The following is a 22,685-nucleotide window of genomic DNA, read 5'->3' as shown; positions in this document are numbered from 1 at the left end:
CCGCAGGGTTGGCGGGACGCAAGCCGAGTGATATCGTGATATCACTTAGTTGCCGGAGCACCCCATGGCCCAGTTCACCGTCCGCAACCTTGATGACGATATCAAGCGGGAACTCAAACGCCGGGCCGCCCACCATGGCCGCAGCATGGAGGCCGAGGTCCGGCACATTCTGCGCACCGCAGTCAGTCGCGGCGATGTGCCGGAATCGCCGTTGGGCGATCGCATTGCCGCCCGCTTCAAAGGTCTGAATTTCACTGAGGGCCTGCCCGAGCTGCGAGGCGAGGAAGCCGAACCCGCATCATTCGGGCCGTGATTCTGCTCGATACCAACGTCCTGTCAGGCCTGATGGCCGGCGAGGCCGCCGTCGTCGCGTGGTTGAATCAGCAGGATGCCGCCAGGATCTGGCTCACCAGCATCACCCTGTTCGAAGCGCAGATGGGCCTGGAGTTGTTGCCAGCGGGCCGCCGCCGCAAAGCCTTGGAACAGCGCTTCAACCAGGTGCTGGCGGACGACCTGCAAGGCCGCATTGTCGCCTTCGACGAAGCCGCTGCCCTCGCCGCCACCCGGCTTGCCGCACGCCGCCGCGGCGATGGCCGTCCGGTCGATATACGGGACACCCAGATTGCCGGCATCGCCATCGCCCGCCGCGCCACCCTGGCCACCCGCAACCTCCGCCACTTCGACGACCTGCCGACGCCCGTCGTCAACCCGTTCGAGTGCTGACACCGCGAGGGGCAGCATCCCCTTGCTCGTTGCTCGCGGCTAAGGCTGCTGTTGCTTCTACGATTCCTCGGGGCTGCCGCCCGTTTTCCGCAGGCTCAGAAGCGTCACTGGCGCTTCTGACCGCGCACCCGCTACAAACTCCCAATTCTCCATTCCCTGGCGCCAAAGGCGCCAACCTGAGGGGTTTCCGCCGCGCCCGCGTTACAGATAACAGGTACGCCACCCAGCAGGCGTACCCGTACCTGGAGGGGACACATGATCAATCAACACTGGGGCACGATGCTCCGTGCCTGCCGCAAGGCGCCATTCCGCATTGCTCTGCTCTGCGCTGCCCTACTGCCCGCAATGGCCAGCGCACAAGGCACGCAGCGGTTCGACATTCCGTCGCAGCCCGCCGCTAGCGCCATCAAGACGCTGGCGCTACAGGCCGACTTTGAAATTCTGGTGCCGGAAGAAGCCGCCCAAGGTTTCGAGAGCAACGCGCTCAACGGCGAATACGAAGCCACCGAAGCCCTGTTCCAGATGCTCAAAGGCACCGGCCTCACCTACAAGAGTGTGGCGCCCAATGCCTTCGTGGTGGAACAGGGTGAACTCACCGAACGCCCTTTTGTCATCGCTACGGACAACACCACCGCCCCGAGTGCCTCGACAGAAGCGGCGAGCGATCCGAACGCCAACGGTGAGCTGTTTGATCCCCGTGTCGACACCACCGCTGAACCCGGCGGCACCAGTCAGGTCGATATCGCCCGCCGCGCCGGGGTGGAAGAGATCATTGTCACCGGACAGAAGAAGTCGGAGCGGCTGCAGGACGTGCCGATCGCCATCAGTGCCTTCAGCATGGAAGACCTGACCAAAAGTCAGATCGCAGGCGGGCCGGACCTGATCACCCAGGTCCCGAACATGACGTTCACCAAGACCAACTTCTCGGGCTATTCGATCCAGATCCGCGGGATTGGCACCCAGGCCATCTCGGCGACGACCGATCCGGCGGTGGCGGTGGCGATGAACAACACCCCGTTTGTCCGCAACCGTTTCTTCGAGCAGGAGTTCTACGATCTCGAGCGCATCGAGGTACTGCGCGGACCGCAGGGCACCCTCTATGGCCGCAATGCCACCGCCGGGGTGGTGAACCTGATCACCGCCAAGCCGAGTTTTTACGCAGAAGCGCGCGCGTCGGTGGACATGGGCAACTACAACAGCCACCGCATCGAGCAGATGATCAACCTGCCGCTGGTGGAAGACACCGTGGCCCTACGCTTTGCCGGCGCCTGGACCAAGCGTGACGGCTACGCCGACAACGCCATCACCGACAGCCCCATCGACGGGCGGGACCTGTGGTCCACCCGCACCTCGCTGCGGTTCAAGCCCAACGACATCATTGAAGCCAACCTGATCTGGGAGCACTTCGAGGAAGACGACGACCGTCTGCGTTCGGGTAAGCAGTTGTGTGACAAGGATGTTGTCACCAATGTGGCCGGCTTTGATGTTGACTACTTTGATCGCCTGTCGGGGGCTGGACAGCCAACAAGTCTCTTCTCAGGTGTGCAGGCCACGCTGAGCCAAGGGTGCAAGCGCGGTTCACTGTATGCCAATGAATCATTCCAGACGCCGAATGGTTTGATGTTGCCCTACTATGCCCCGCTCGCGGGTATCAGCCTGCCGGTTGCCTTGGATGATCCCTATCTCAGTACGTCACAGCAGCTCGATTTGCGGACGATTGAATCGACCATCAATCCCGAGTATCGCGCCAAGGCCGATGTTGGTGAACTGCAGATCAACGTCGCGTTGACCGATGCATTGACCTTGAGCTCGGAGACGTCCTACAGCGATGATTTCGTCTACTCGCTACAAGACTTCAACCGCTTCAATACGGCACCAGGGGCTTGGCAGAACCCTTCTACGCCGGGCGTAAATTTTCGCGAGGGTGTTTTGCTGGAGGGTGAGAACGGCGGCATCTTCTGCGACCCACAACTCGGCTGCTCCGATCGTCTGGTGGCGGTGGATATCTCCACCGCTGAATCGCGCCAATTCAGCCAGGAACTGCGCATTGCCTCCGACTTTGACGGGCCGTTCAACTTCAGTCTGGGCGCCAACTATCTGCGCTATACCACGGAGGACAAGTACTACGTTTTCTTCAACTCCATCAGCTTGATTGCGGCCTTGGGTAGTGGCACTTCGGGCCCAACACGTCTGCCGTATGTCGCAGGGGTGAGCGACAACGGCGTCTGCCTGCCCAATGGCTATGCGCCGGGCGATCCGGCGGAGGTCTATGGTGTGATCCAGTGTGTCTACATTGATCCCAACCCCATCGGCAGTCTCAATGACAAGGGCCATAACTACTTCCTCAGTCGCAACCCCTACACCCTGCACTCGCAGGCGATATTCGGCGAGGCCTACTACAACATCACGCCCGACCTGAAGCTGACGGTGGGCGCGCGCTGGTCGGAGGATGAAAAGGATGCCCCGCGCATCCCCAGCTGGACCCTGGCGTCTCTGACGGTCGGCTACCCGACCGCCGAAGTCATTTCGCAAACCTGGCGCGAGCCCACCGGCCGCATCGTGCTCGACTGGAAGCCCGATCTCGGCTTCACTGACGAGACCCTGGTGTACGGGTCATTCAGCCGTGGCTACAAGGCGGGGGGGGCCAACCCACCGGGGTTTGTCTACACCTACTACGGCGACCCGATCCAGGCACAGGGACTTGGCGCGGTCTCGGCGACGCGGCCGCGAACCTTTGAGCCCGAGTTCATCAACGCCTACGAAATTGGTACCAAGAACACCCTCCTGGATGGCCGTCTGACGGTCAACATGGCGGCGTTCTACTACAACTACCACGACTACCAGATCTCCGAGATCGTCGATCGCTCCGCTTTCAACCGGAACTTTGATGCCGAAATCTGGGGCTTCGAACTCGAGACCGACTGGTATGCGCTGGACAACCTGCGGCTGGGCTTCAAGGGCGGCTACCAGAAGACCCGTATCGGCGATGGTGAGAAGGCCATCGACCTGATGGACCGCACCGCCGGCAACGAGGATTGGGTGGTGGTGCGGCCGTTCCCCACCTATGCCTCCAGTTGCATTCTTCCGGAGTGGCTGTTTGACGGGCTCAAGTACCCGGCCACAGATGGGGTTCCGGGCCCCGCAGGCCTGGGTGGCGTTGGAGGGGGGAGAGCGGGCGGCTGCGAAATTGCCTATCTGAACGGCAATGACCCGGTCACCAACCTGCCCTACGTGGCGGATCCGACCGAACAGGACAGCGGGGCAGGGACTCTGCAGTTCCACCCCAACTATCCCGGCTGGGATCCCGCCACCGCCCCCAACAACGGTGAAGGCTTCGAGAAGGACCTGTCCGGCAACGAACTGCCGAATGCGCCCAACTACACCCTGACCCTGACCGGCGACTACATCCTGCCGCTGGGCAATGCCTGGCTGATGACCCTGCATGCCGATCTGCACTGGCAGTCGGAATCCTGGTGGCGCATCTTCAACGACCATGAGTTCAGTCGACTGGACGACTACTACACGGCCAACGTGGCGGCGATCTTCATGAACGAAGCCTCGGGCTGGAACGTGATGGCCTATGTGAAGAACGTGTTTGATGAAACCGCCATCTCCGGCGCCTTCCTCAATTCCGACGACACCGGCCTGACCACCAACATCTTCCTCACCGAGCCGCGACTGTTCGGCCTGCGGGTGACCAAGAACTGGGGCGGTGGGTCGACCCTGGGGAACTTCGGGCGGCGGTTTGATGCGGGTCATCGCTGGCCGCTGCAATTGGAAGTGGGCGGGCAGGTGCAACGGGTGGATGCTGACAATACGGCGGCGCTGCCGACCTTCTATGACGCCTTCTCCGGACCGCTGGATATCGCTGAGGGTGTGCAGAGCGCCGACCTGGGCTGGGGCCAGACCCGCGAGATCAAGCTCGGCTGGCGGCCCGATGCGGGGCCGTGGACACTGTCGGTGGGCTATCGTCAGGGGAATCTGCGCCACTCGGTGGCGGGCGGCGCATCCTGGGAGACCGAGCCCTTCTGCCCGTTGGTAGGCGGCTCCTTCGAGGCACAGTGCACCAATCCTATTCCGGCGCCGATTTGGATCGATCTGCAGAGTTATTCTCGTACCAACCGGGTGGCGGCCGAGATGCGGGCCTCCGAAAGCTATCGTCTGTTTGATGTGGCGATCCGCCGGGATCTGGAGCTGAGCACCTTCTCGCGGTCCAGTGTCGAGCTGGCAGTGCGGCGGGCGCGCTTGATCTCGCAGACCCAGGCGGCGCTGGAAGGGGTGCCGGACTGGATGATTCCCGAGAATGTCGACGTCTTCTTTGTCGGCCAGCGGCCGGTGACCCACACCGTGTATCAGGCCGACTTTGATGCCCGGCGCGGCTTCGACGGCACCGGCCCGCTGCTGACCTGGAGTGCCGCCTCGCCATTGTTCGGCAACCCGCAGTCGGGTGTGGTGGAACTGGACTGGTCGTTGAGCGGTGGGGCCCTGTTCGGTCGTCAGACCACCGACATTGCCGACAGCGAGGAGAGTGAGTGGTACTACGCCTGGACGGCGACGCAGGCTAGCGGCTTCCAACAACCGCCGCAAACGCCGACCACCATTACCGAACGCACTGTGCCCGGCACCCGCCGCAGCACCTCGGAGACGGTGCCGATGGTGGGCGCGACGCTGGGGCTGAGCTATCGGGTGAACAGCCTGAGCCTGTCGGCGGGTTACCGCTGGGAGCGTTACATCGACGCCATTGATGGCGGTGTGGAAGAACGCAAGACCTACGACCGCACGATCGAGGGTCCGACCCTGAAACTGGGGATCGGCTTCGGCGGTTGAGCCCGTGGGGCAACAAGGCGGCGGGATTGTCCCGCCGCCTTCTCCATGCCGGGTTCAGACGGCGGCAGCGTCGGCACCCTGCAAAGCCGTCTTCGCGAGCGGTAAAGCAGGGTGGTGATCGGAGGGCCCCGCCCGCCATACCCACACCCCATGTGCGGCTTTTTCGCTAAAAGTCGTCTTAAAGAATAGACGCGCCATTCCCGCGCCCGCCCGGGCGCCCCCGTCTGGAGGTGACCATGGCTTCGCATCGGTATTCCCCAATATGTTTTCGTTCCCACCCGTCGCTTATTCAGGGCGTGGCTGCCGGGCTATTGCTGCTGCCTTGTGCGGTGTCGGCGCAGGTTGAGCAGGCCACGCTGGAGATGCACATTGGCCCCACTTCGCCGGTGGGGTTCTACACGGTGGAAGAAGCGCACGAGAAGCTGCTGCAGCGCGACGGCCTGCGGCGCAGCACCAACGATGACGGCTGGCTGCAGTTGGAGGACCGCACACGCAATGTGCTGTGGTCGTTCGTGCCGGAAGATCACGTGGCCTATCCGTCGGTGATCCGGCGTACGGTGAGCGGCAGTGGCGCCGGCAAGCAGATCAACATGGATGCCTTGTGCGAGGCACGGCGCAAGGACTGCGAGAAGCTGATGAAGCAGCTCAGGCGCGAGAACGCCGTCGCCCAGAACGAGTTCGTGCGCATGCCACATCGCGGCCAGGGCGTGAACAGCGACATGACGCCGCTGGGCAGTTTGATGTCGGCTGCGCCCTAGGGCCCCCGTTCAAAGCTGGAAGCGGTACCGCAGAAACCCCCACCACAGCCACGGCCGCACGGCGACGGCGACGACGAGGGGCATCGGGTCGAAATGGGCGCGGCGGCTGTAGGCCTTGCCGTCCTTGAGCACGAAGTGGTCGACGGCGCGCACCTCCAGCCTGCCATCGCCGATGGGGAACTGCAGACGGAAGGCGATGTAGCAGGTGTCGCCCAGCGTCATGCTGTGATCCACCGTGGCGCGGGTGCCGGGCAACCAGCGGAACAGGGCGGTGAAGTCGCGCAGTGCCGCATTGCGTCCGCGCAGCGGTGGCACGGTGGGCTGGTAGAGCGTGACCTCCGGATGCAGCAGTGCGACCAGCCGCGCCGGGCTGGCGTCAGCCCAGGCCGCCTCGAAGGCGCGGGCGAAGGTGGTGTTATCACCGAGGTGGCGGCGGTCGTCGGGCTGGGCATCCATGCGAGCGTCCGGGTTCAGGTGTTGGCGTGGGCGGCATCAAGACCGCGCTGTCGGCCATGGCGCCGATAGACCGCTTTGCAGGCGGCATTCTGCTGGTCCCAGTACATGCGGTGGAACAGCGGCAGGTCGGGGATCCAGAACTGGTCGCGTGTCGGGGCGACGGGGGCCGCCCGGGCGCCGGGCGTGATCTCGCCAAACACGACGCCGGGCCCCTCGGTGGTGACGCGACGCGCCAGTACCTGACCCTCGGCATCGACGATCTGGGTGGCGCCGACGAATTCGGTGGCGTACGGCACGCAGGTGTCGGTGTAGGGGCTGAGGTAGAAGTCGCCGCGCAGCGCGCCGCAGTGGCTGGCCTGCAGCACCGGTGCGCCGATGCGGCGGGCGAACTCTACCGGCGCCTGTTCACTCATCTGCCGGTTCAGGGGCGCGATGCGCTTGAGCAGGGTGGCGGCGCCGGGCCAGTTGTCGGGCATGTGCCACCAGTGGGTGCCGGTCATCACCAGGGAGACGCGGCCGCGCATCCGCTTCAGTGTCTGGGTGCGGATCAATTCCCAGCACACCGCGGCACCGATGCCGCCCAGCGCAGTCTCGAACACGCCGTCGTCTTGGCCGCCGATGTAGAAGCAGTTTTCCCACATGGTGGGCAGGTCTTTGTCGTGTTGGTGCAGGGCGCCGTCAGGCGTGGCCAGGTAGTAGCGGTTGTACAGCTCGCCGCCATCGGCCACCAGCATGGACCCGCCGATGTGGCAGGTGTGCTGTCGGGCGGTATCGCGCAGGAAGCGGATGGCGGGGTTGTCGGCTGCCGGTAGCGCCACCCGATAGGCCTCGACGGCAGGCGCCAGCGCGCCGGTAAAGAACTCCGGCAGCGCCACCAGCCGGGCGCCGCCGGCCACGGCCTCGGCGGCCAGTTGCGCCACGTGTGCCAGGTTGTCGTCGAGCTGACCCATGCGGGTGCGGATCTGAACCGCGGCGACTTTCATGCGGGACTCCTGCGGGCAATACCGGGGAACCGCATCGTAGCCCGATCGGTGGCGGCGGAGGGAACCATCCACGCGTTCCGGTCGTCCTTCCCTCTACAAGCGCGGCGAAGACCGCAACGGAACCGTGGGGAACACGACAATGGATGCAAGACAATGACGATGCGGAACACACACTCGCTGTACCTCGCCGGCACCCTGGCCAGTGCGCTCGCACTGGCGGCCTGTTCGTCGAGTTCGGACAATCTGGATGAGTTCGACATTCCCAATTGGGCGGCGATTCCAACGGCGGCAATCGCCGATGCCTTCAATGCCCCGGCGTCGCTGGCGGCGGATGACCTCGCCTACCAGGCGGCCCTGATCTACGACGTGACGCTGGAAGGCCGTGCCTACGATCAGATCGATCGCCCGGTGCCGACCAGCCCGGCGGTGGTGGAGTGCGACGACGGCGGTCGCGTGTACTACCTGGGCAAGCCCAACCAGACCATCACCTATCCGTTCTTCGGTGAGGATGGCGTTGTTGCCACGGTGGTCAACAACTACGCCTATGGCTGTACCACGCCAGACCCGGACGACGCGTCGGTTACGCTGCAAACCATCAGCGGCTTCGACACCGCGCGCTTTGATGTGCCTTGCGGCGATGGCACCTGCGACGGCGCCTATGACCTCTATGGCGACCAATTCCATGGCTACCCCTACCGGGTGCGTTATCGGTCGATGGTGGACGACACCACCACCCGTACTGATCGGGTCGAGATCGATGGCCTGCACTTCGCTGGCCCGGCCGATCCGGTGGACATCGGCGGCAACAGCTTCGAGACCCGCGGCGTCGCCCAGAACCTGATCATCATCAACGCCATGGCCACCCAGGTTGAGGGCGAAGCCGCCGAGGAAAGCGTCTTCGCCATTCGCTACGGTCGGACGGGCAACGGGGACGACATCCCCCCGGTCCGCTTCGTCCGTCGCGATGTCACCGGCGAGCCGCTGTTCTTCCTCGATGGGCCGTTGCGCTCCGCCTCCAGTGCTGACGAGAGCTGCCTCGGCGGCGGCATCCATCTGGAAACCACCGACGCCCTGGAACTGAACGCCGACAACATCGTCGCCGGCAGCATCACCCTCACCAATGGCGAGACCGAGACGGTGGGTGAGGATGAAGTCCCCCTCACCGCCACCCTGATGTTCGAAGCCAACGGCGATGTCACCGTCACCGACCCTGACGGCATGAGCAATACCTTCGCCCGTGGTGACCTCGAAACCCTGCGGCAGACCTGCACCCAGACGGTGCCCGTGAAGCGTTCCTGAGACGTTCACGGAGCAGACCCGCCGGCGTCACCCGCGAGGGTGGCGACGGCGGTTCGTTGGGCGCCTGCGGGTGCCCTTTTTTGTGCCCGATATCGCGGGCTTGCCGGTCTGCATGCAAATAAAAACGACAAAAGGGTGCGGAATTTGGCTGCTAATGCGTCTTATTAAGTGATGTTTCGGGATTGCGGATCCTCTCCTCCGCGCCGGCAAGGGTAGTTTCCCCCTCCGAACCGGCACTGTGATGGCGGCGGGTACTCGCCCGCCGTCATCGCCTTTCTGGGCTGCCCGTTTCGGGGCCTGTTGTCACCCTCGTGCCCACCGGAGCATCCGTGTCATGGAGACACTTCCCTATCAGTGCTTTGGCGCTTCGCGGCTGCGTGACCGCTGGTCGGCCATGGTTGTCACCACCACCACCTTCTCGGCCAGCGACGACGACTACGCGGCCGAGGTCTACACCCTGTTGCCGCCGCCGCAATCGCGGGTGGCGGCGCGGCTGTTACGCGTGCCCATGCGGGCGTTCCATGGTGCACAGGCCATCACGGCAAAAGCCTATCTGCGACAGCAGGCGCTGGCACAGGCCTGTATCGATCTTGACCTGCATCATCACCGGTATACCGCCATCACGGCGCCAGCGGCCGCCATCGGTTCGGCGCTGACACCGATCGGAACCGAGGCGCTGGCGGCGTGGCCGGAGACGGGCGACGTCAGTCCGCTATGGCGCATTCGCGACCGCACCGCTTGTCCACAGTTGCGGCGGGCGCTTGAGGCCCTGCTGGCGCCGACCGATCCGCTGACGGCGCCGGTGGCGGTCCTTCGGGCCGTATCCGAAGGAAGCGGGCAAACCGCGGTAGCCCGGTGGCGGTGAGGCCGCTGTAGCGATAGGTGATCCAACTGCCGATGGCGGGGGGGTCGGCCCGCTCGGCATCGCTGAAGCCGGAGCCGATCCGGAACCGGCGGCCCTCCGGGGTTTCCACCGTCATGGCGCCCATCAGGCCGCGCAGCCGGCCTTCACCACCATGGTGCGCGACCACCCGGGCCTCGGCATCGCGATAGGGTTTAAGCTTGATCAGATCGTGGTTGCGCACGGTGTGATAGGTCGCTGCCTGATGATGCAGCATCAGCCCCTCGCCGCCAGCGTCGACCACGGCTTCCAGTCGCGCCATCAGCATGACCTCGTCGGCGACCCGGAACTGCGGGACCGGCTGTAACCAGGGAATCGCCAGTGCGGCCAACCGCTGTTGCAGGACCTGCAGCCGGGTATCGAACGGGCCGGCGGTGTCGGGCAGATCGAACACGCGGTACTGCACCCGGCGCCAGTCATCATCCGTCGGTGGATGGGTGCGGACAATGCCGCTGACCTCGGCGAAGCGGCCGCGGCCAATCCACAGTTCGCCGTCCAGCGGCAGGTCGTCGGGCCAGCCGGCGGTGAACCATGGTGGCGTGTCGATGGGGTACCCCTGGCGGGTGTAGAGGCGTTGTCCGTCCCAGTAGCCGCGGACGCCATCATATTTTTCGCTGACCCAGTACTGATCGATCGGCAGTCGGGCATGGTCGTCATAGACCGATGCGCGGGTCAGTGCCGGCGGGTCGGCCCGTGCTGCCGGCAACAGCAACACCAGTAGCAGACTGACAAGAAGGTGGGGCAGTCGCCGCCGGGCACGGTCCATGTGGGTTCACTCCTGATCCAGACGCACTTCACCGTACTACAGCGGTGGCGGTCGGGGACAGTACACTGCGGCCAACGCCCACGAGGAGGTCCGCCATGCTCAGCACCGTGTTTCTGCCCTGGCTGCACTACATCGCCATGTTGATGATGGCCGGCGGCGCGGTCGCCGAGCTGTACGTGCTGCGGCTGCCGGTGAGCCGTGACAGCGTGCGGTTGTTGCCGCGGGTGGACCTGTTCTACGGCATCGCCGCCGTTGCGGTACTGGTGACCGGGCTGCTGCGCATGTACCACGGCGGCAAGGGGCCGGATTACTACTGGAGCAACGGGTTGATGCACGGCGTCATCACCGCCTTCGTCATCGCCTTCGCGGTGTCGCTGGTGCCCACCCTGCGATTCCGCCGCTGGTCTCGGGCGCTGACGCAGCACGATGTGTTGCCGGATGCCGCTGCCATCCGCAAGACCGCACCCTGGGTCCATATCCAGCTCACCCTGATCAGCCTGATCGCGCTGTTGATCACGCTGGTGGCGAAAGGCTACGGCGGCAGCTGACGGTCATGGTCTGGGCCTATAATCCGCGGCGCTCCGCACCGTGGAAGGTTTATTCATGTCGATTGATGCACCCAAGGCCCTGGGGCCGCTGCCCGCCCTGATCTTTTCCTCACGCTGGCTGCAGTTGCCGCTGTATCTGGGGCTGATCCTGGCCCAGTGCGTGTACGTGGTGCTGTTCGTCAAGGAGCTGTGGCACCTCATCCACGGCGCCTTCGAGCTGGGTGAGCAGGAGGTCATGCTCATTGTGCTGGCACTGATCGACGTGGTGATGATCTCCAATCTGCTGGTGATGGTGATCGTCGGCGGCTATGAAACCTTCGTCTCGCGGCTGCGGCTGGAAAACCACCCGGACCAGCCGGAATGGCTGAGCCACGTCAACGCCTCGGTGCTGAAGGTGAAGCTGGCGATGGCGATCATCGGTATTTCCTCGATCCACCTGCTGAAGACCTTCATCGAGGCGGGTGCGTTGGGCGCGCTGCCGCTGTGTGCCGAAGTGGCGGCCGGGGTGAAGTGCACCAACACCACCGAAGCCGGCGTCATGTGGCAGACCATCATCCACATGATCTTCATCATCTCGGCGCTCGGCATTGCCTGGACCGATCGGTTGATGCAGCAGGCCACCGCCAACGCCCGACACAAGGTCGCGCACTGACGTCGGCGTGACGGCGACCGCGCGCCGGCGGGGTCAGCCTTCCAGGTAGTGGACGCCGGACAGCGTGCCGAGCCGTTCCCACAGCTGCCGCGCCAGCGCGCGGTTGTGGGTGGCCGGCCGTGACGTCACCTTGCGCGGAAAGCCCTTGAGCTCCTTGAAGCCGTCGGGGCCGATGTAGTCGCCGCCCTGGACGTCGGTGGCGGTGGCGGCATAGAGCTGACACAGGGCGCCCTGTTCGCCCGGCTGCGCCAACAGCAGATCCCCCAGGGCCAAAGCCTTGCGCCCCAACCAGGTGCGGGTGAGCTTCATGCCACCGCTGGCCGGCAGGTTGGTAATGGCGTACCCCGGATGCGCGGCGACGCTGGCCGTCGGCAGCCCGGCGGCCACCAGCCGCCGCTGCAGTTCATAGGTGAACAGCAGCAGTGCCAGCTTGGTGGCGCCATAGGCGGGCCATTCCTTGTACCGACGGCGCTGCCAGTCGAGATCGTCGATATCCAGGTCGCCAAAGGTGTGGGCGAGGCTGGCGACGTTGACCACGCGGCTGCCCGCCGTGGCCTGCAGCCGCGGCAACAGGTGGCCGGTGAGGGCGAAGGGCGCCAGGGTGTTGGTGGCGAACTGCAGCTCGTGGCCGGCCGCAGTGCGGGTCAGCGGTGGCGCGGCGACGCCGGCGTTGTGCATCAGGATGTCGAGGCGCGCGTGGCCCTGGCTGAAGGCATCCGCCATCGCTGCCACCGAGGCGAGATCGCTCATGTCGGCCTGCAGCAGTTCCACGGTGGCCTCGGGTGCGGCATCGAGTACCTGCCGGCGTGCCGCCTCGGCGCGGTCAAGCGAGCGGCAGGCCATCACCACGGTGGCGCCCTTGCGTGCCAGGGCTGTCGCCGAGTGCAGGCCGAGCCCGCTGTTGGCGCCGGTGATGAGCGCGACGCGGCCGCTCTGATCAGGAATGTCGTCGATGCTCCAGCGTGCCATGGGAAAGCTCCCCCGATGCGAAGGCCGCAGCTTAGCGCCAAACGAGGGCGGTTCGCGGGCCGTTACACTGCCGAAAACCCTGGAGGATGCCGATGACCCCCACCGAACCCCGCCGCCGGATTCCCCGCGATACCGACAACGACTACAGCCCGGAGGCCGCCGCCCGCCGGCGCGACTTCGTGCGCGAGCAGACCGGTGTCGAACTTCATCACATGGGGCAGTTTTCGCAGGCGACCGACCAGCTACCCGGCAACATCGAGCATTTCACCGGCGTGGCACAGGTGCCCGTGGGCCTGGCCGGGCCGTTGCGGATGATCGGCGAGCATGCGCAGGGCGACTTCTATGTGCCCATGGCCACCACCGAAGGCACCCTGGTGGCCAGCTACAACCGCGGCATGCGCCTGCTGGCGGAATGCGGCGGCGTGCGCGCGACGGTGGTCGACGAGGCCATGCAGCGCTCGCCGGTGTTCACCTTCCCCGACGCCCTGGCCGCCCGCCAGTTCGGACGCTGGGTGGTCGACAACATGGACGGCATCCGGGCGGCGGCCGAGGCCACCACCCGTTCCGGCCGGCTACGCGACATCATGCAGTTCGCGATCGGCCCGCTGCGTTATCTGCGCTTCAACTTCACCACCGGGGACGCCGCCGGCCAGAACATGGTCAGCAAGGCCACCCTGGCCGCCTGTGAATGGATTCGCGATCAGCATCCCGACCATCCGGCATTCGTGCTCTCCGGCAACATCGACACCGACAAGAAGCACTCCCAGATCAACACGCTGCTGACCCGTGGCAAACGGGTGGTGGCGGAATGCACGCTCAAGGCCGAGGCGGTGGAGCGCATCATGGGGACCACCACGGCGGAACTGTTCCGGGTGCGGCAGATCTCCCAGGCCGGTGCCTTCATCGCCGGTTCGGCCAACAACGGCGCGCATGCCGCCAACGGCCTCACCGCGCTGTTCATCGCCACCGGCCAGGACGTGGCCAACGTGTCGGAATCCCATGCCGCCACCACCTACTGCCAGTTGCTCGACAACGGCGACTACTACTGGTCGGTGACCCTGACCTCCTTGATCGTGGCCACGCACGGCGGTGGCACCGGCCTCGCCACCCAGCGCGAGGGCCTGGAGATGCTCGGCTGCCACGGGCGTGACAAGTCCCACAAGTTCGCCGAGATCTGTGGCGGCGTGGTGCTGGCCGGCGATATTTCGCTGAGCTGCGCCGTGATTGCCGGTGACTGGGTGACCAGCCACGACCGCTATGGGCGCAATCGCTGACGGTGATGCTCAGCCGGCGCTGAGGCTGACCAGCAGCTGGCCGGTCCTCACCGCTCGCCCGGGCTGTGTCCAGGTACGTGACACAGTGCCGGCGGCGGCGGCGGTGACCTGAATTTCCATTTTCATGGCCTCGATCACCGCCAGCACCTGCCCCGCAGCGACGGTCTCGCCCGGCGCAACGCGCATCTGCCAGAGATTGCCGGCGACCGGGCTGTAGACGCCGGTGTCACCGACCGCCACCACCTCATCACCGTCCGCGGGTGCCGGCGTTTCCGCGGGCAGCTCGAAGCGGTCGTGGCCATTGGCGGCCCAATCGGCGCGCTCGGCTTCGAAGGCAGCCTGCTGGCACTGACGAAATGCCGCGATGCTGGCGGCTTCGGTCGTCAGGAACTGCTGATAGTCGGCGAGATCGAGGGTGGTCTCCTCGATCCGCAGCGGATAGCGCCCCAGCGGAAACGCGCGACGGATCTGCGTCAGCTCGTCGGCGCTGACCTCGAAGAAACGGATCTGATCGAAGAAGCGCAACAGATACGGCTGACCGTGGAATGCCGGGATGGCCTGGTGACGGTTCCACATCTGCAGGGTGCGGCCGACGAACTGGTAGCCGCCCGGACCTTCCATCCCGTAGACGCAAAGATAGGCGCCGCCGATGCCGACCGCGTTTTCCGGGGTCCAGGTGCGCGCCGGGTTGTACTTGGTGGTGACCAGCCGATGCCGCGGGTCCAGCGGCGTGGCCACCGGTGCGCCGAGATAGACGTCGCCGAGGCCCATGACCAGATAGTGGGCATCGAAGACGATGCGCTTCACCGCTTCGATGCTGTCGAGACCGTTGATGCGGCGGATGAACTCGAGATTGCTGGGGCACCAGGGCGCGCCCGGGCGCACGGTGGTCTGGTACTTCTCGATCGCCAGCCGGGTGCTGGGGTCGTCCCATGACAGCGGCAGGTGCACGATACGCGAGGGCAGGCGCAGCGTGTCGGCGGCACAGACGCGCAACCACTCGGCTTTCACCGTGTCCAGCAGCGCCGCCAGCGGCATCGCTTCGGGGCGACGGTGCAGCTGCAGACTGCGGATGCCGGGGGTGAGATCGATGATGCCTGGTAGTGCCGCCGCCTCCAGCGCGGTCATCAGGGCATCGCCGCGGAATCGGGTGGCAAGGTCGATCTCCGGGGGGCCGAACTCCAGCAGCAGATGGGTATCGCCCGCCAGGCGCGCGACCAGGCGGGTGGCGCCAGTGCCCACGTCGAGCACCACCGCAGCGTCAGCGCCCATCGGGGTCGGAGCGTCGGTGCGGGTGCCGGTGATGATGGCGCGGGCTTCGGCCATAGCCACCGGCAGGAAGCGCAGACGGTCACCCGCCTTGAGCTGCCCGAGCTGCCAGAGATCGGCTTCGATCACCGTCACCGGGCAGACGAAGCCCCCCAGGCTGGGGCCATCGGGCCCGAGAATCACCGGCATGTCGCCGGTGAAATCGACGGCGCCAATGGCGTAGGCATTGTCGTGGATGTTTGAAGGGTGCAGCCCGGCTTCGCCGCCATGCGCGCGGGCCCAGTCCGGCTTCGGTCCGATCAGGCGGATGCCGGTGCGCGACGAATTGAAGTGCACCGTCCACTCGCTGGCGAGAAAGGTGTCGAGGCCAGCGGGCGTGAGGAAGTCGGGCGCGGCATGCGGGCCGATCATCACCCGCAATTGCCGCACCGGCGGCAGCTCAAGTGCCGCCACCGGAGACCCGGTGGATGCGGGCGCTGTCGTCGCACGGGCGTCGGCCAGATGCAATACATCGCCCACCCGCAGCGCCCGCCCGGCGTGGCCGCCGAACTGACCGAGGGTGAAGGTGCTCGCCGAACCGAGATAGTGGGGAACCGCGAAGCCGCCCTGCACGCAGAGGTAGGCGCGGGCCCCGGCACCGGCGACGGCGCCGATGTCGAGCGTGGCACCGGCCGCGATGGTGACCGGCGTGTACATCGGCACCGGATCACCGTCGCGCAGCAGCGGCAGGGTGGCGCCGGTCACCACCACGGTGGTGGCGGCATTGAACCGCAGGGCCGGGCCGGCCAGCGTGATCTCCAGCGCCGGTGCCGTCTCCGGGTTGCCAAGCAGGCGGTTGCCGTCGCGCAGGCTGCGGCTGTCCATCGGCCCCGAAGGCGGAATGCCCACGGCCCAATAGCCGAGACGGCCGGGCAGGTCCTGCACCGTGGTCTGGGTGCCGGCGCGGACCACGTCGACGGTGGGCGCACGGTAGGGCAGATCCTGCAGGCAGCGGGTCCAGGCGCGGCCCTCGGCGAAGGCGGCGTAGCCGAGAATCTGCTGCAGATAGAGGCGATTGGTTTCCACGCCGTAAAGCCGGGTCTGCGTCAGCGCAGCATCCAGCCGGACGCGGGCTCCGTCACGGTCCGGCGCCCAGGCGATCAGCTTGGCGATCATCGGGTCGAACAGCGGCGGCACCTCGACCCCCGCCTGCACCCAGGTGTCGACCCGCAGCGCACGACCGTCGGACGGCGGCAAGACCACCTCGGTGAGCAGGCCGGGGCTGGGCTGGAAATCCTTGCCGGGATCCTCCGCGTAGAGCCGCGCCTGGATCGCATGTCCCTCGGGCCGCAGCGTCGCTGCCAGTGCATCCAACGACGGTAGCGTGCCGGCCCCCAGTTCGATCATCCAGCGCACCAGATCGACGCCGTACACCTGTTCGGTGACACCGTGTTCGACCTGCAACCGGGTGTTGACCTCGAGAAAATAGAACTGCCCGGCGTCACAGTCGTAGACGAACTCGACCGTGCCGGCAGAACGGTAATTGACGGATTGGGCGAGGCGCACGGCGGCGGTGTGCAGCGCAGCGCGGATGGTGGGGTCCAGGTTGGGCGCCGGGGCTTCCTCGATCACTTTCTGGTTGCGGCGCTGCACCGAGCAGTCGCGCTCGCCGAGAGCGATTACCCCGCCGTCGCCGTCGCCAAAGATCTGCACTTCCAGATGACGTGCTCGGGCGATGTACTTCTCCAGAAACACGCCGTCGTCGCGGAACTGTTTCTGCCCCAGTTGTCGCACGGCGTCGAACTGGCGCGCCAGGTCTTCGGCATCCACACAGACCCGCATGCCGATACCGCCACCGCCAGCGGTGCTCTTGAGCATCACCGGATAGCCGATCGTCGCCGCTGCGGCCTGGGCCTGTGCGATCGTGTCGAGCAGACCGGTCCCCGGTAGCAGCGGCAGGCCGGCCGCTTCGGCCAGCGCCCGCGCCGTGTGCTTGAGGCCGAACTGCCGCATCTGTTGGGGTGTCGGCCCGAGGAAGCCGATGCCGGCCGCCTCGCAGGCCTCGGCGAAGTCAGCGTTTTCGGACAGGAACCCGTAGCCGGGGTGGATCGCCTGCGCGCCGGTCTGCTGCGCCACGGCCAGCAGGCGGTCGGCGTCGAGATAGGTGTCGGCCGCGGTGCCCTCACCGAGGCTGACCGCCTGCTGGGCGCGGGCCACATGCAGGCTGGCCAGATCGGCCTCGTGATACACCGCGATCCCGTTGATGCCGAGGGCTTCAAGGCTGCGGAGGATGCGGGTGGCGATGGCACCGCGGTTGGCGATCAGGACGGTGGAGAACATGGAGACCGGGCTATTGAGTGAGCTTCGCTGCTCGGCGAGCGCTGCTTACGAGCGGCGGCGCGCCGGCATCGGGGCCGTGGCCGTAAGGGATTCGCGAGGAGAGGTCGCCACGATGGGCAGTACCAAGGTGCCTTGGCGGTACAACTAAGCAACGGCGTCGACTCACAGCGCGGGACTCCGTCGACACGCTTACGTATTTCGGTTGCAGTGGTTTCGCCCTGCTGGGCGAGCCCCTTTTCTTTGCGTGCCCAAAGAAAAGAGGCGAAAAGAAAGGGCACCCGGAGAGGGCGCCGGCTGCGCCGGTCCCCGGCCGCTCTGCCGTGCTCGGGGCCGGGCCAAAGCGGCTCCTGCCGCGATGGCCCTGAGCGGGACATCGTGTCCCGCGCTCCCCTGCGCTCGTCAGACCGTCCGGCGCCCTCTAACGGGACGAAAAGCCACAACGACCGGACCGGGACGCTTTTCGCTTCTGGGGCCCCTTGGCGTGGACCGAGCAGCGCAGCGCGCACAGGGGGCAGCCGGACACGATGTCCGGCTGAGGGATGCGACGACAGGGATGTCGTCTCAGACCGACCCCGAGCACGTGAGCAGCGCAGGGTGAACCCCGTCGCTTTGCGAGCATCGCTCGCTGACGGGCTGGGGTTGGCTCGTGCACCGACGGCTCGCCAGGATGGCCAGCACCACGATGTATCCGCAGTCCACGCCTTGGGGTGTGCTTTCTTTGGGGGACGTTTCTTTGCACAAGCAAAGAAAGGTGCCTCGCCCAGCGGGGCGAAACCATTGCTGGCATGTGAATAACACGTTTCGACAACGTCATTTACCACCCCCCTAGTCCCACACCAACAGTTCAACCGGCGTCGGGTTGTAGGCATTGCAGGGATTGTTCAGCTGCGGGCAGTTCGAGATCAGCACCAGAATGTTCATCGCCGCCACCATCTCCACGTACTTGCCCGGCGCCGAAACACCGTCGGCGAAGCACAGTCCGCCGTCGGCGGTGACGGGGACGTTCATGAAGAAGTTGATGTTGGCGCCGAGGTCGCGTTTGCCGAGGCGGCCGTCATTGGCGATGGCGCGCAGGAAACTGTCGCGGCAGGAATGCATGTGCCGGGTATCGAGGGCATAGCGCACCATGTTGCTTTCCTGGGCGCAGGCGCCGCCGAGGGTGTCATGACGACCACAGGTGTCGGCAGTGATCTCCAGTAGCGGACGGCCGAGATTCGACATCAGCACCGACCCGGTACTGAGATAGACCCGGCCCTGCTGGCGCAGCGTGCGCTGGGGGTCATAGCGCTCGCCGGGATCGTCGGCATTGAAGAAGAGGGTATCGACGGCCTGGTTGCCTTCGAGGTCGAGGATGCGGAAGGTCTGTCCGGCCTTCAGGGTGCCCATCCAGGCATCGCCAGCAGCGACCACTTGGCGGTGGACGGCGTCGGCGACACGGCGCGGACTCTCGGTGAGAACGTGGGTGGGCATCAGAGGTACAACCGTTCGGTGAGCATCAGGCCGCGACCGTTTTCCGGCCGGGCGCTGCGACAGGCCGCAGTGGCGGCGGTGGTGTCGTCAACGGCGTACACGCCAAGCTGCACCGGCTTCGGCGCGTAGGTGGTGGCCGGATCCATCGGATGCTGCAGGGCGGTCAGGACCACCAGCGTGTCCATCGGTGCGAACAGGTCGACATGCGCGCCGGCGGGCGAAAGTTGCGGCTGCCAGCGCAGCTCGCCATCGGCGCCGGCATCGAGGCGACTGAACAGGTTGAGGTTCATCACCAGGTCGGCCGGGCCCAGCCCCCACTTGCCCAGTTCTACCAGCAGATTGTCGCGGCCATTGCGGTGAAAGCCGTTGCGCAGGGTTTGGTAGTTGCCCTCGCCATAACGCGTCCGGACCTCGTCGGCAGTGCTGATGCCGCCAATCGGGTCATGCCAGCCGGCGCTGTCGGCGGTCACACAGAGCAGCACATGGCCCATGTCCGAGTACAGACAGTGACCGGCGGTGAAGCGAGCGGTGTGTTGGCATTTGAGCGAGTCCGGCAGGTTCAGCCGCTCACTTTTTTCCGCCGCATTGAACGCCAGCAAGGCGACATTGGCGCCCCCTTCCGGATCGGTGACCCGCAGGCAGCGTCCTCGGCGGAGGATGGCGGACCAGTGCCCGCCGCCGGGAAGGATTTCGTCATACAGCAGTCTCATGCAACGGCGTCCTCGGTGAGCGGTGACGGTCGGATGATCTCGGCGATGTCGGGTAGCGTGCTGCGCGCTGCGGCACGATCGGCATTGAGCGGGATGTCGTAGGTGATGCGTGCGCCATAGGCGCTGGGGTGCTGCGGGTCGTGACGCAGCTTGTCGAACACCAGCAGACGCGTCCCCAGGGTGAAGCCCTCGCTGAGGTCGTGGGTGACCATGAATACGGTGAGCCCGGTCTGGCGCCAGAGAGCGAGCAACAGGGCATGCATGTCCTTGCGGATGCCCGGGTCCAGCGCGCCAAAGGGTTCGTCGAGCAGCAGTACCCGGGGCTTCATCACCAGTGCCTGGGCAATGGCCAGGCGCTGTTGCATGCCGCCGGACAGCGCCGCCGGATAGCGATCGCGCGCGGCTCCGAGCCCGACTGCCTCGAGCATGGCATCGGCCTCCTCACGTGCGGCGCGCCGCGTGCCCCCGAACAGCCGCCCCGTGAACGGGGCCGCCCGCAGTTCGAAGGCGGCCAGCACGTTGTCGCGCACGCTCAGATGCGGAAATACCGAATAGCGCTGAAACACCACACCGCGACTGGCGTCGGGCTCGGGCGGAATCGGTGTGCCGTCGAGCAGGATGCGACCCCGGCTGGCGCGTTCCTGCCCCAGCAGCAGCCGCAGGAAGGTCGACTTGCCGCAACCGGAGGCGCCGACCAGCGAGCAGAACTCGCCCTCGGTGATCGACAGCGACAGGTCTTCGAGCACGGTGGTGTCGCCGTAGGTCTGCCACACATGGTCGATCTGCAAAAAGCTCATGCGCGACGCCCGTCGTCGAACCAGGGGAACAGCAGCAGCGACGTTCTGCGCAGCCCGAGATCCATCAGCCAGGCGAGCAGGGTGATCCAGGCCACGTAAGGCAGAATCACGTCCATCGCCAGATAGCGGCGCATCAGAAAGATGCGGTAGCCGAGCCCGTCGGTCGAGGCGATGGCCTCGGCCGAGATCAGGAACAACCAGGCCGAGCCGAGCAACAGCCGCAGCGAGATCAGCAGCCGGGGCATCAGCTGCGGTAGCACCACCCGCAGAATCACCGTCCAGGTATTGGCGCCGAGCGTTTGTGCCTTGATCAGCATCTCGCGGGGAATCTGTCGGGCGTGGCCTTCGATGTCCCGTGCGATGCAGGGCGCCACCCCGACGATGATGAGCATCACCTTGGCCAGCTCGCCGAGCCCGAACACGATGAACAGGATCGGCAGCACCGCCAGCGGCGGGATCATCGACACCACCGTCACCACCGGCGTCAGTGGCGCGCCCAGCAGCGGCACCGCGCCGGCAGCCACGCCCAGCACCAGACCCAGCACCGCACTGATGCTCAGGCCCAGTGCCAGCCGTTGCAGGCTGGCGCCGGTGTCCTTCCACCACAGCACGTCGCCGCTGCGGGGGTCTTCGGCGAAAGCCATGCGACCGACCGCATCGGCCATCTGCCCGGCGCTGGGCAGCAGCTTGTCGTCGGGGTTGTCCGCCAGCCGCTGACTGGAGCCGAAGGCATAGGCCAGCAGCAGCAACAGGAAGGGCAGCGCGGCCAGCGACAGCCGCGCCCCCCGGGCCGGAATCTGGTTGATCAGCCGCATGGTGCGGGCTTACAACGCGCCGTCGACAGCCAGCTTGAGGAAGGTGTCGGTGTAGCGCAGCTTGATGTTCTCGGCGTTGCCGGTGGTGATGTCGCCGGGGTAGGCCATGCCGACCGCGCCGGCATCCGCAGCACCTTCGCCGAGCAGGCCGTGGGTGAAGGAGAACGCGGCCACCTTCTCCATCGTTGCCGGCAGTTCAGCACTGGTGACGAAGGCCAGTGCGTCGGCGGGCTGGTAGAACATGCGGGTGGCGGCCAGCTGCGCTTCGTAGCCGGCAAGGTCGGTGCCGGAGGCCTGTGCCATATGGGTGCGTGCGGCGACGCCGGCGTCGCTGTCGGCCGACATGATCGACATGATCTCGTACCAGGCCCCGGTGAGCGCCTTGCCCAGCTCGGGGTGCGCTGCCAGGGTGGCGGTGTTGACCACCATCAGGTCGATGATCTCGCCGGGAATCTGGCTGGAGTCGAACACTTGGGTGGTGTCCGACATGGCGGTGATTTCGGCCAGCAGCGGGTTCCAGGTGACCGCGGCCTTGACGTCCGGCGTCGCGAACGCGGCGACGATGTCGGCATCGGACGTGTTCACCACTTGCAGGTCACGCTCGGCCAGGCCGACGGTTTCCAGCCCGCGCGCCAGCAGGTAGTGCGACACCGAGAGTTCCACCAGATTCACCGGCAGGCCCTTGAGATCGGCCAGCGACTTGCCGCTGCCCTTGAGCACGATGCCGTCGTTGCCGTTGGAGAAGTCACCCACCACCAGCGCGGTGCTGTCGACGCCGCCAGCGGCGGGAATGGTGAGGGCATCCATGTTGGTCATGGTGCAGCCGTCGAAGGCGCCGGCGGTGTACTGGTTGATGGACTCGACGTAGTCGTTGATCTGCACCACGTCGATGTCGATGCCGTACTTGTCGGCCCATTTGCTGACGATGCCCTGGGTGCCGCCGTATTCCCATGGCATCCAGCCGGCGTAGATGGTCCAGCAGACCTTGAATTCGGGTTTGGCAACGGCAGCGACCGGTTCGGGTGCGGCGGCCTCGTCCTTTTTGGTGCAGCCGACAACGGCGGCGATCGCCAGCAGGGCGGCGGCGGATGCGGCAAGACGGGATTGGGAGAACATGATGGTTGACCTCATTGATCAGGCGGGAGCGGC

18 protein-coding genes are annotated in these 22,685 nt (G+C 66.0%); 8 read left to right on the top strand and 10 right to left on the bottom strand.

What is annotated here, in order from left to right; translation table 11 throughout:
* Window positions 1-64 precede the first annotated feature (64 nt).
* From JN531_RS06010 to JN531_RS05995, 4 genes are all read left to right on the top strand, one after another.
* A complete protein-coding gene (locus tag JN531_RS06010; protein ID WP_228347954.1) occupies window positions 65-313 on the top strand; it encodes a FitA-like ribbon-helix-helix domain-containing protein in 249 nt (82 codons plus the stop codon).
* Window positions 310-723 (top strand): type II toxin-antitoxin system VapC family toxin, encoded by a 414-nt coding sequence (locus JN531_RS06005; protein ID WP_228347953.1) that lies wholly within the window; start codon window positions 310-312, stop codon window positions 721-723. The genes JN531_RS06010 and JN531_RS06005 overlap by 4 nt, the downstream gene beginning before the upstream one ends.
* A 255-nt stretch (window positions 724-978) precedes the next feature.
* On the top strand, window positions 979-5,550 hold the full coding sequence (locus JN531_RS06000; RefSeq protein WP_228347952.1) for a TonB-dependent receptor: 4,572 nt from the start codon (window positions 979-981) through the stop codon (window positions 5,548-5,550).
* Between the two features lie 296 nt (window positions 5,551-5,846).
* Window positions 5,847-6,308: a hypothetical protein gene (locus JN531_RS05995; RefSeq protein WP_228347951.1), complete on the top strand. Its 462-nt coding sequence runs from the start codon at window positions 5,847-5,849 to the stop codon at window positions 6,306-6,308.
* Window positions 6,309-6,317: 9 nt separating this feature from the next.
* On the opposite strand, the gene JN531_RS05990 is transcribed toward JN531_RS05995, so the two are convergent.
* Entirely contained in the window at window positions 6,318-6,764 is a 447-nt protein-coding gene (locus tag JN531_RS05990) for a nuclear transport factor 2 family protein (RefSeq protein WP_228347950.1), read from the bottom strand.
* A 14-nt stretch (window positions 6,765-6,778) separates the two neighbouring features.
* Entirely contained in the window at window positions 6,779-7,747 is a 969-nt protein-coding gene (locus JN531_RS05985; RefSeq protein WP_228347949.1) for a carbon-nitrogen hydrolase family protein, read from the bottom strand.
* 159 nt (window positions 7,748-7,906) lie between these two features.
* Between JN531_RS05985 and JN531_RS05980 the strand changes: the two genes are divergently transcribed.
* On the top strand, window positions 7,907-9,046 hold the full coding sequence (locus JN531_RS05980; RefSeq protein ID WP_228347948.1) for a hypothetical protein: 1,140 nt from the start codon (window positions 7,907-7,909) through the stop codon (window positions 9,044-9,046).
* 704 nt (window positions 9,047-9,750) lie between these two features.
* Here the strand turns inward: JN531_RS05980 and JN531_RS05975 are convergent.
* On the bottom strand, window positions 9,751-10,713 hold the full coding sequence (locus tag JN531_RS05975) for a DNA ligase (RefSeq protein WP_228347947.1): 963 nt from the start codon (window positions 10,711-10,713) through the stop codon (window positions 9,751-9,753).
* A gap of 95 nt (window positions 10,714-10,808) precedes the next feature.
* Here JN531_RS05975 and JN531_RS05970 point away from each other — a divergent pair, with 95 nt between their 5' ends.
* Both JN531_RS05970 and JN531_RS05965 read left to right on the top strand, forming a co-directional pair.
* The gene (locus JN531_RS05970) at window positions 10,809-11,261 is read left to right on the top strand and encodes a DUF2214 family protein (RefSeq protein ID WP_228347946.1); all 453 of its coding nucleotides are present in this window, start codon (window positions 10,809-10,811) and stop codon (window positions 11,259-11,261) included.
* A 55-nt stretch (window positions 11,262-11,316) separates the two neighbouring features.
* Complete coding sequence (locus JN531_RS05965) at window positions 11,317-11,913, top strand: TIGR00645 family protein (protein WP_228347945.1); 597 nt, start codon at window positions 11,317-11,319, stop codon at window positions 11,911-11,913.
* 33 nt (window positions 11,914-11,946) lie between these two features.
* On the opposite strand, the gene JN531_RS05960 is transcribed toward JN531_RS05965, so the two are convergent.
* The gene (locus JN531_RS05960; protein ID WP_228347944.1) at window positions 11,947-12,882 is read right to left on the bottom strand and encodes an oxidoreductase; all 936 of its coding nucleotides are present in this window, start codon (window positions 12,880-12,882) and stop codon (window positions 11,947-11,949) included.
* 86 nt (window positions 12,883-12,968) lie between these two features.
* Here JN531_RS05960 and JN531_RS05955 point away from each other — a divergent pair, with 86 nt between their 5' ends.
* A complete protein-coding gene (locus tag JN531_RS05955) occupies window positions 12,969-14,156 on the top strand; it encodes a hydroxymethylglutaryl-CoA reductase (RefSeq protein WP_436233302.1) in 1,188 nt (395 codons plus the stop codon).
* A 9-nt stretch (window positions 14,157-14,165) separates the two neighbouring features.
* Here the strand turns inward: JN531_RS05955 and uca are convergent, their stop codons facing one another.
* The 6 genes from uca to JN531_RS05925 all read right to left on the bottom strand — a co-directional run bounded on the left by uca (window position 14,166) and on the right by JN531_RS05925 (window position 22,652).
* Complete coding sequence (gene uca / locus JN531_RS05950; protein ID WP_228347942.1) at window positions 14,166-17,744, bottom strand: urea carboxylase; 3,579 nt, start codon at window positions 17,742-17,744, stop codon at window positions 14,166-14,168.
* Window positions 17,745-18,569: 825 nt separating this feature from the next.
* Window positions 18,570-19,214 carry an urea amidolyase associated protein UAAP2 gene (locus JN531_RS05945; RefSeq protein ID WP_228347941.1) on the bottom strand — a complete coding sequence of 215 codons (645 nt, stop codon included), beginning with the start codon at window positions 19,212-19,214 and terminating at the stop codon, window positions 18,570-18,572.
* Entirely contained in the window at window positions 19,214-19,924 is a 711-nt protein-coding gene (locus tag JN531_RS05940; protein WP_228347940.1) for an urea amidolyase associated protein UAAP1, read from the bottom strand. The genes JN531_RS05945 and JN531_RS05940 overlap by 1 nt, the downstream gene beginning before the upstream one ends.
* Window positions 19,921-20,721: an ABC transporter ATP-binding protein gene (locus JN531_RS05935; protein ID WP_228347939.1), complete on the bottom strand. Its 801-nt coding sequence runs from the start codon at window positions 20,719-20,721 to the stop codon at window positions 19,921-19,923. Before JN531_RS05935 ends, JN531_RS05940 begins: the two co-directional genes overlap by 4 nt.
* The gene (locus tag JN531_RS05930; RefSeq protein ID WP_228347938.1) at window positions 20,718-21,536 is read right to left on the bottom strand and encodes an ABC transporter permease; all 819 of its coding nucleotides are present in this window, start codon (window positions 21,534-21,536) and stop codon (window positions 20,718-20,720) included. Before JN531_RS05930 ends, JN531_RS05935 begins: the two co-directional genes overlap by 4 nt.
* Before the next feature lie 9 nt (window positions 21,537-21,545).
* Complete coding sequence (locus tag JN531_RS05925) at window positions 21,546-22,652, bottom strand: putative urea ABC transporter substrate-binding protein (protein WP_228347937.1); 1,107 nt, start codon at window positions 22,650-22,652, stop codon at window positions 21,546-21,548.
* Between the last annotated feature and the right edge of the window lie 33 nt (window positions 22,653-22,685).

The sequence above is a fragment of the Flagellatimonas centrodinii genome (genome assembly GCF_016918765.2).
GTDB classification, from domain to species: Bacteria; Pseudomonadota; Gammaproteobacteria; order Nevskiales; family Nevskiaceae; genus Polycyclovorans; species Polycyclovorans centrodinii.
Note: the sequence above shows the minus strand (reverse complement) of the source record. Positions and strands in the feature narration are given on the sequence as shown.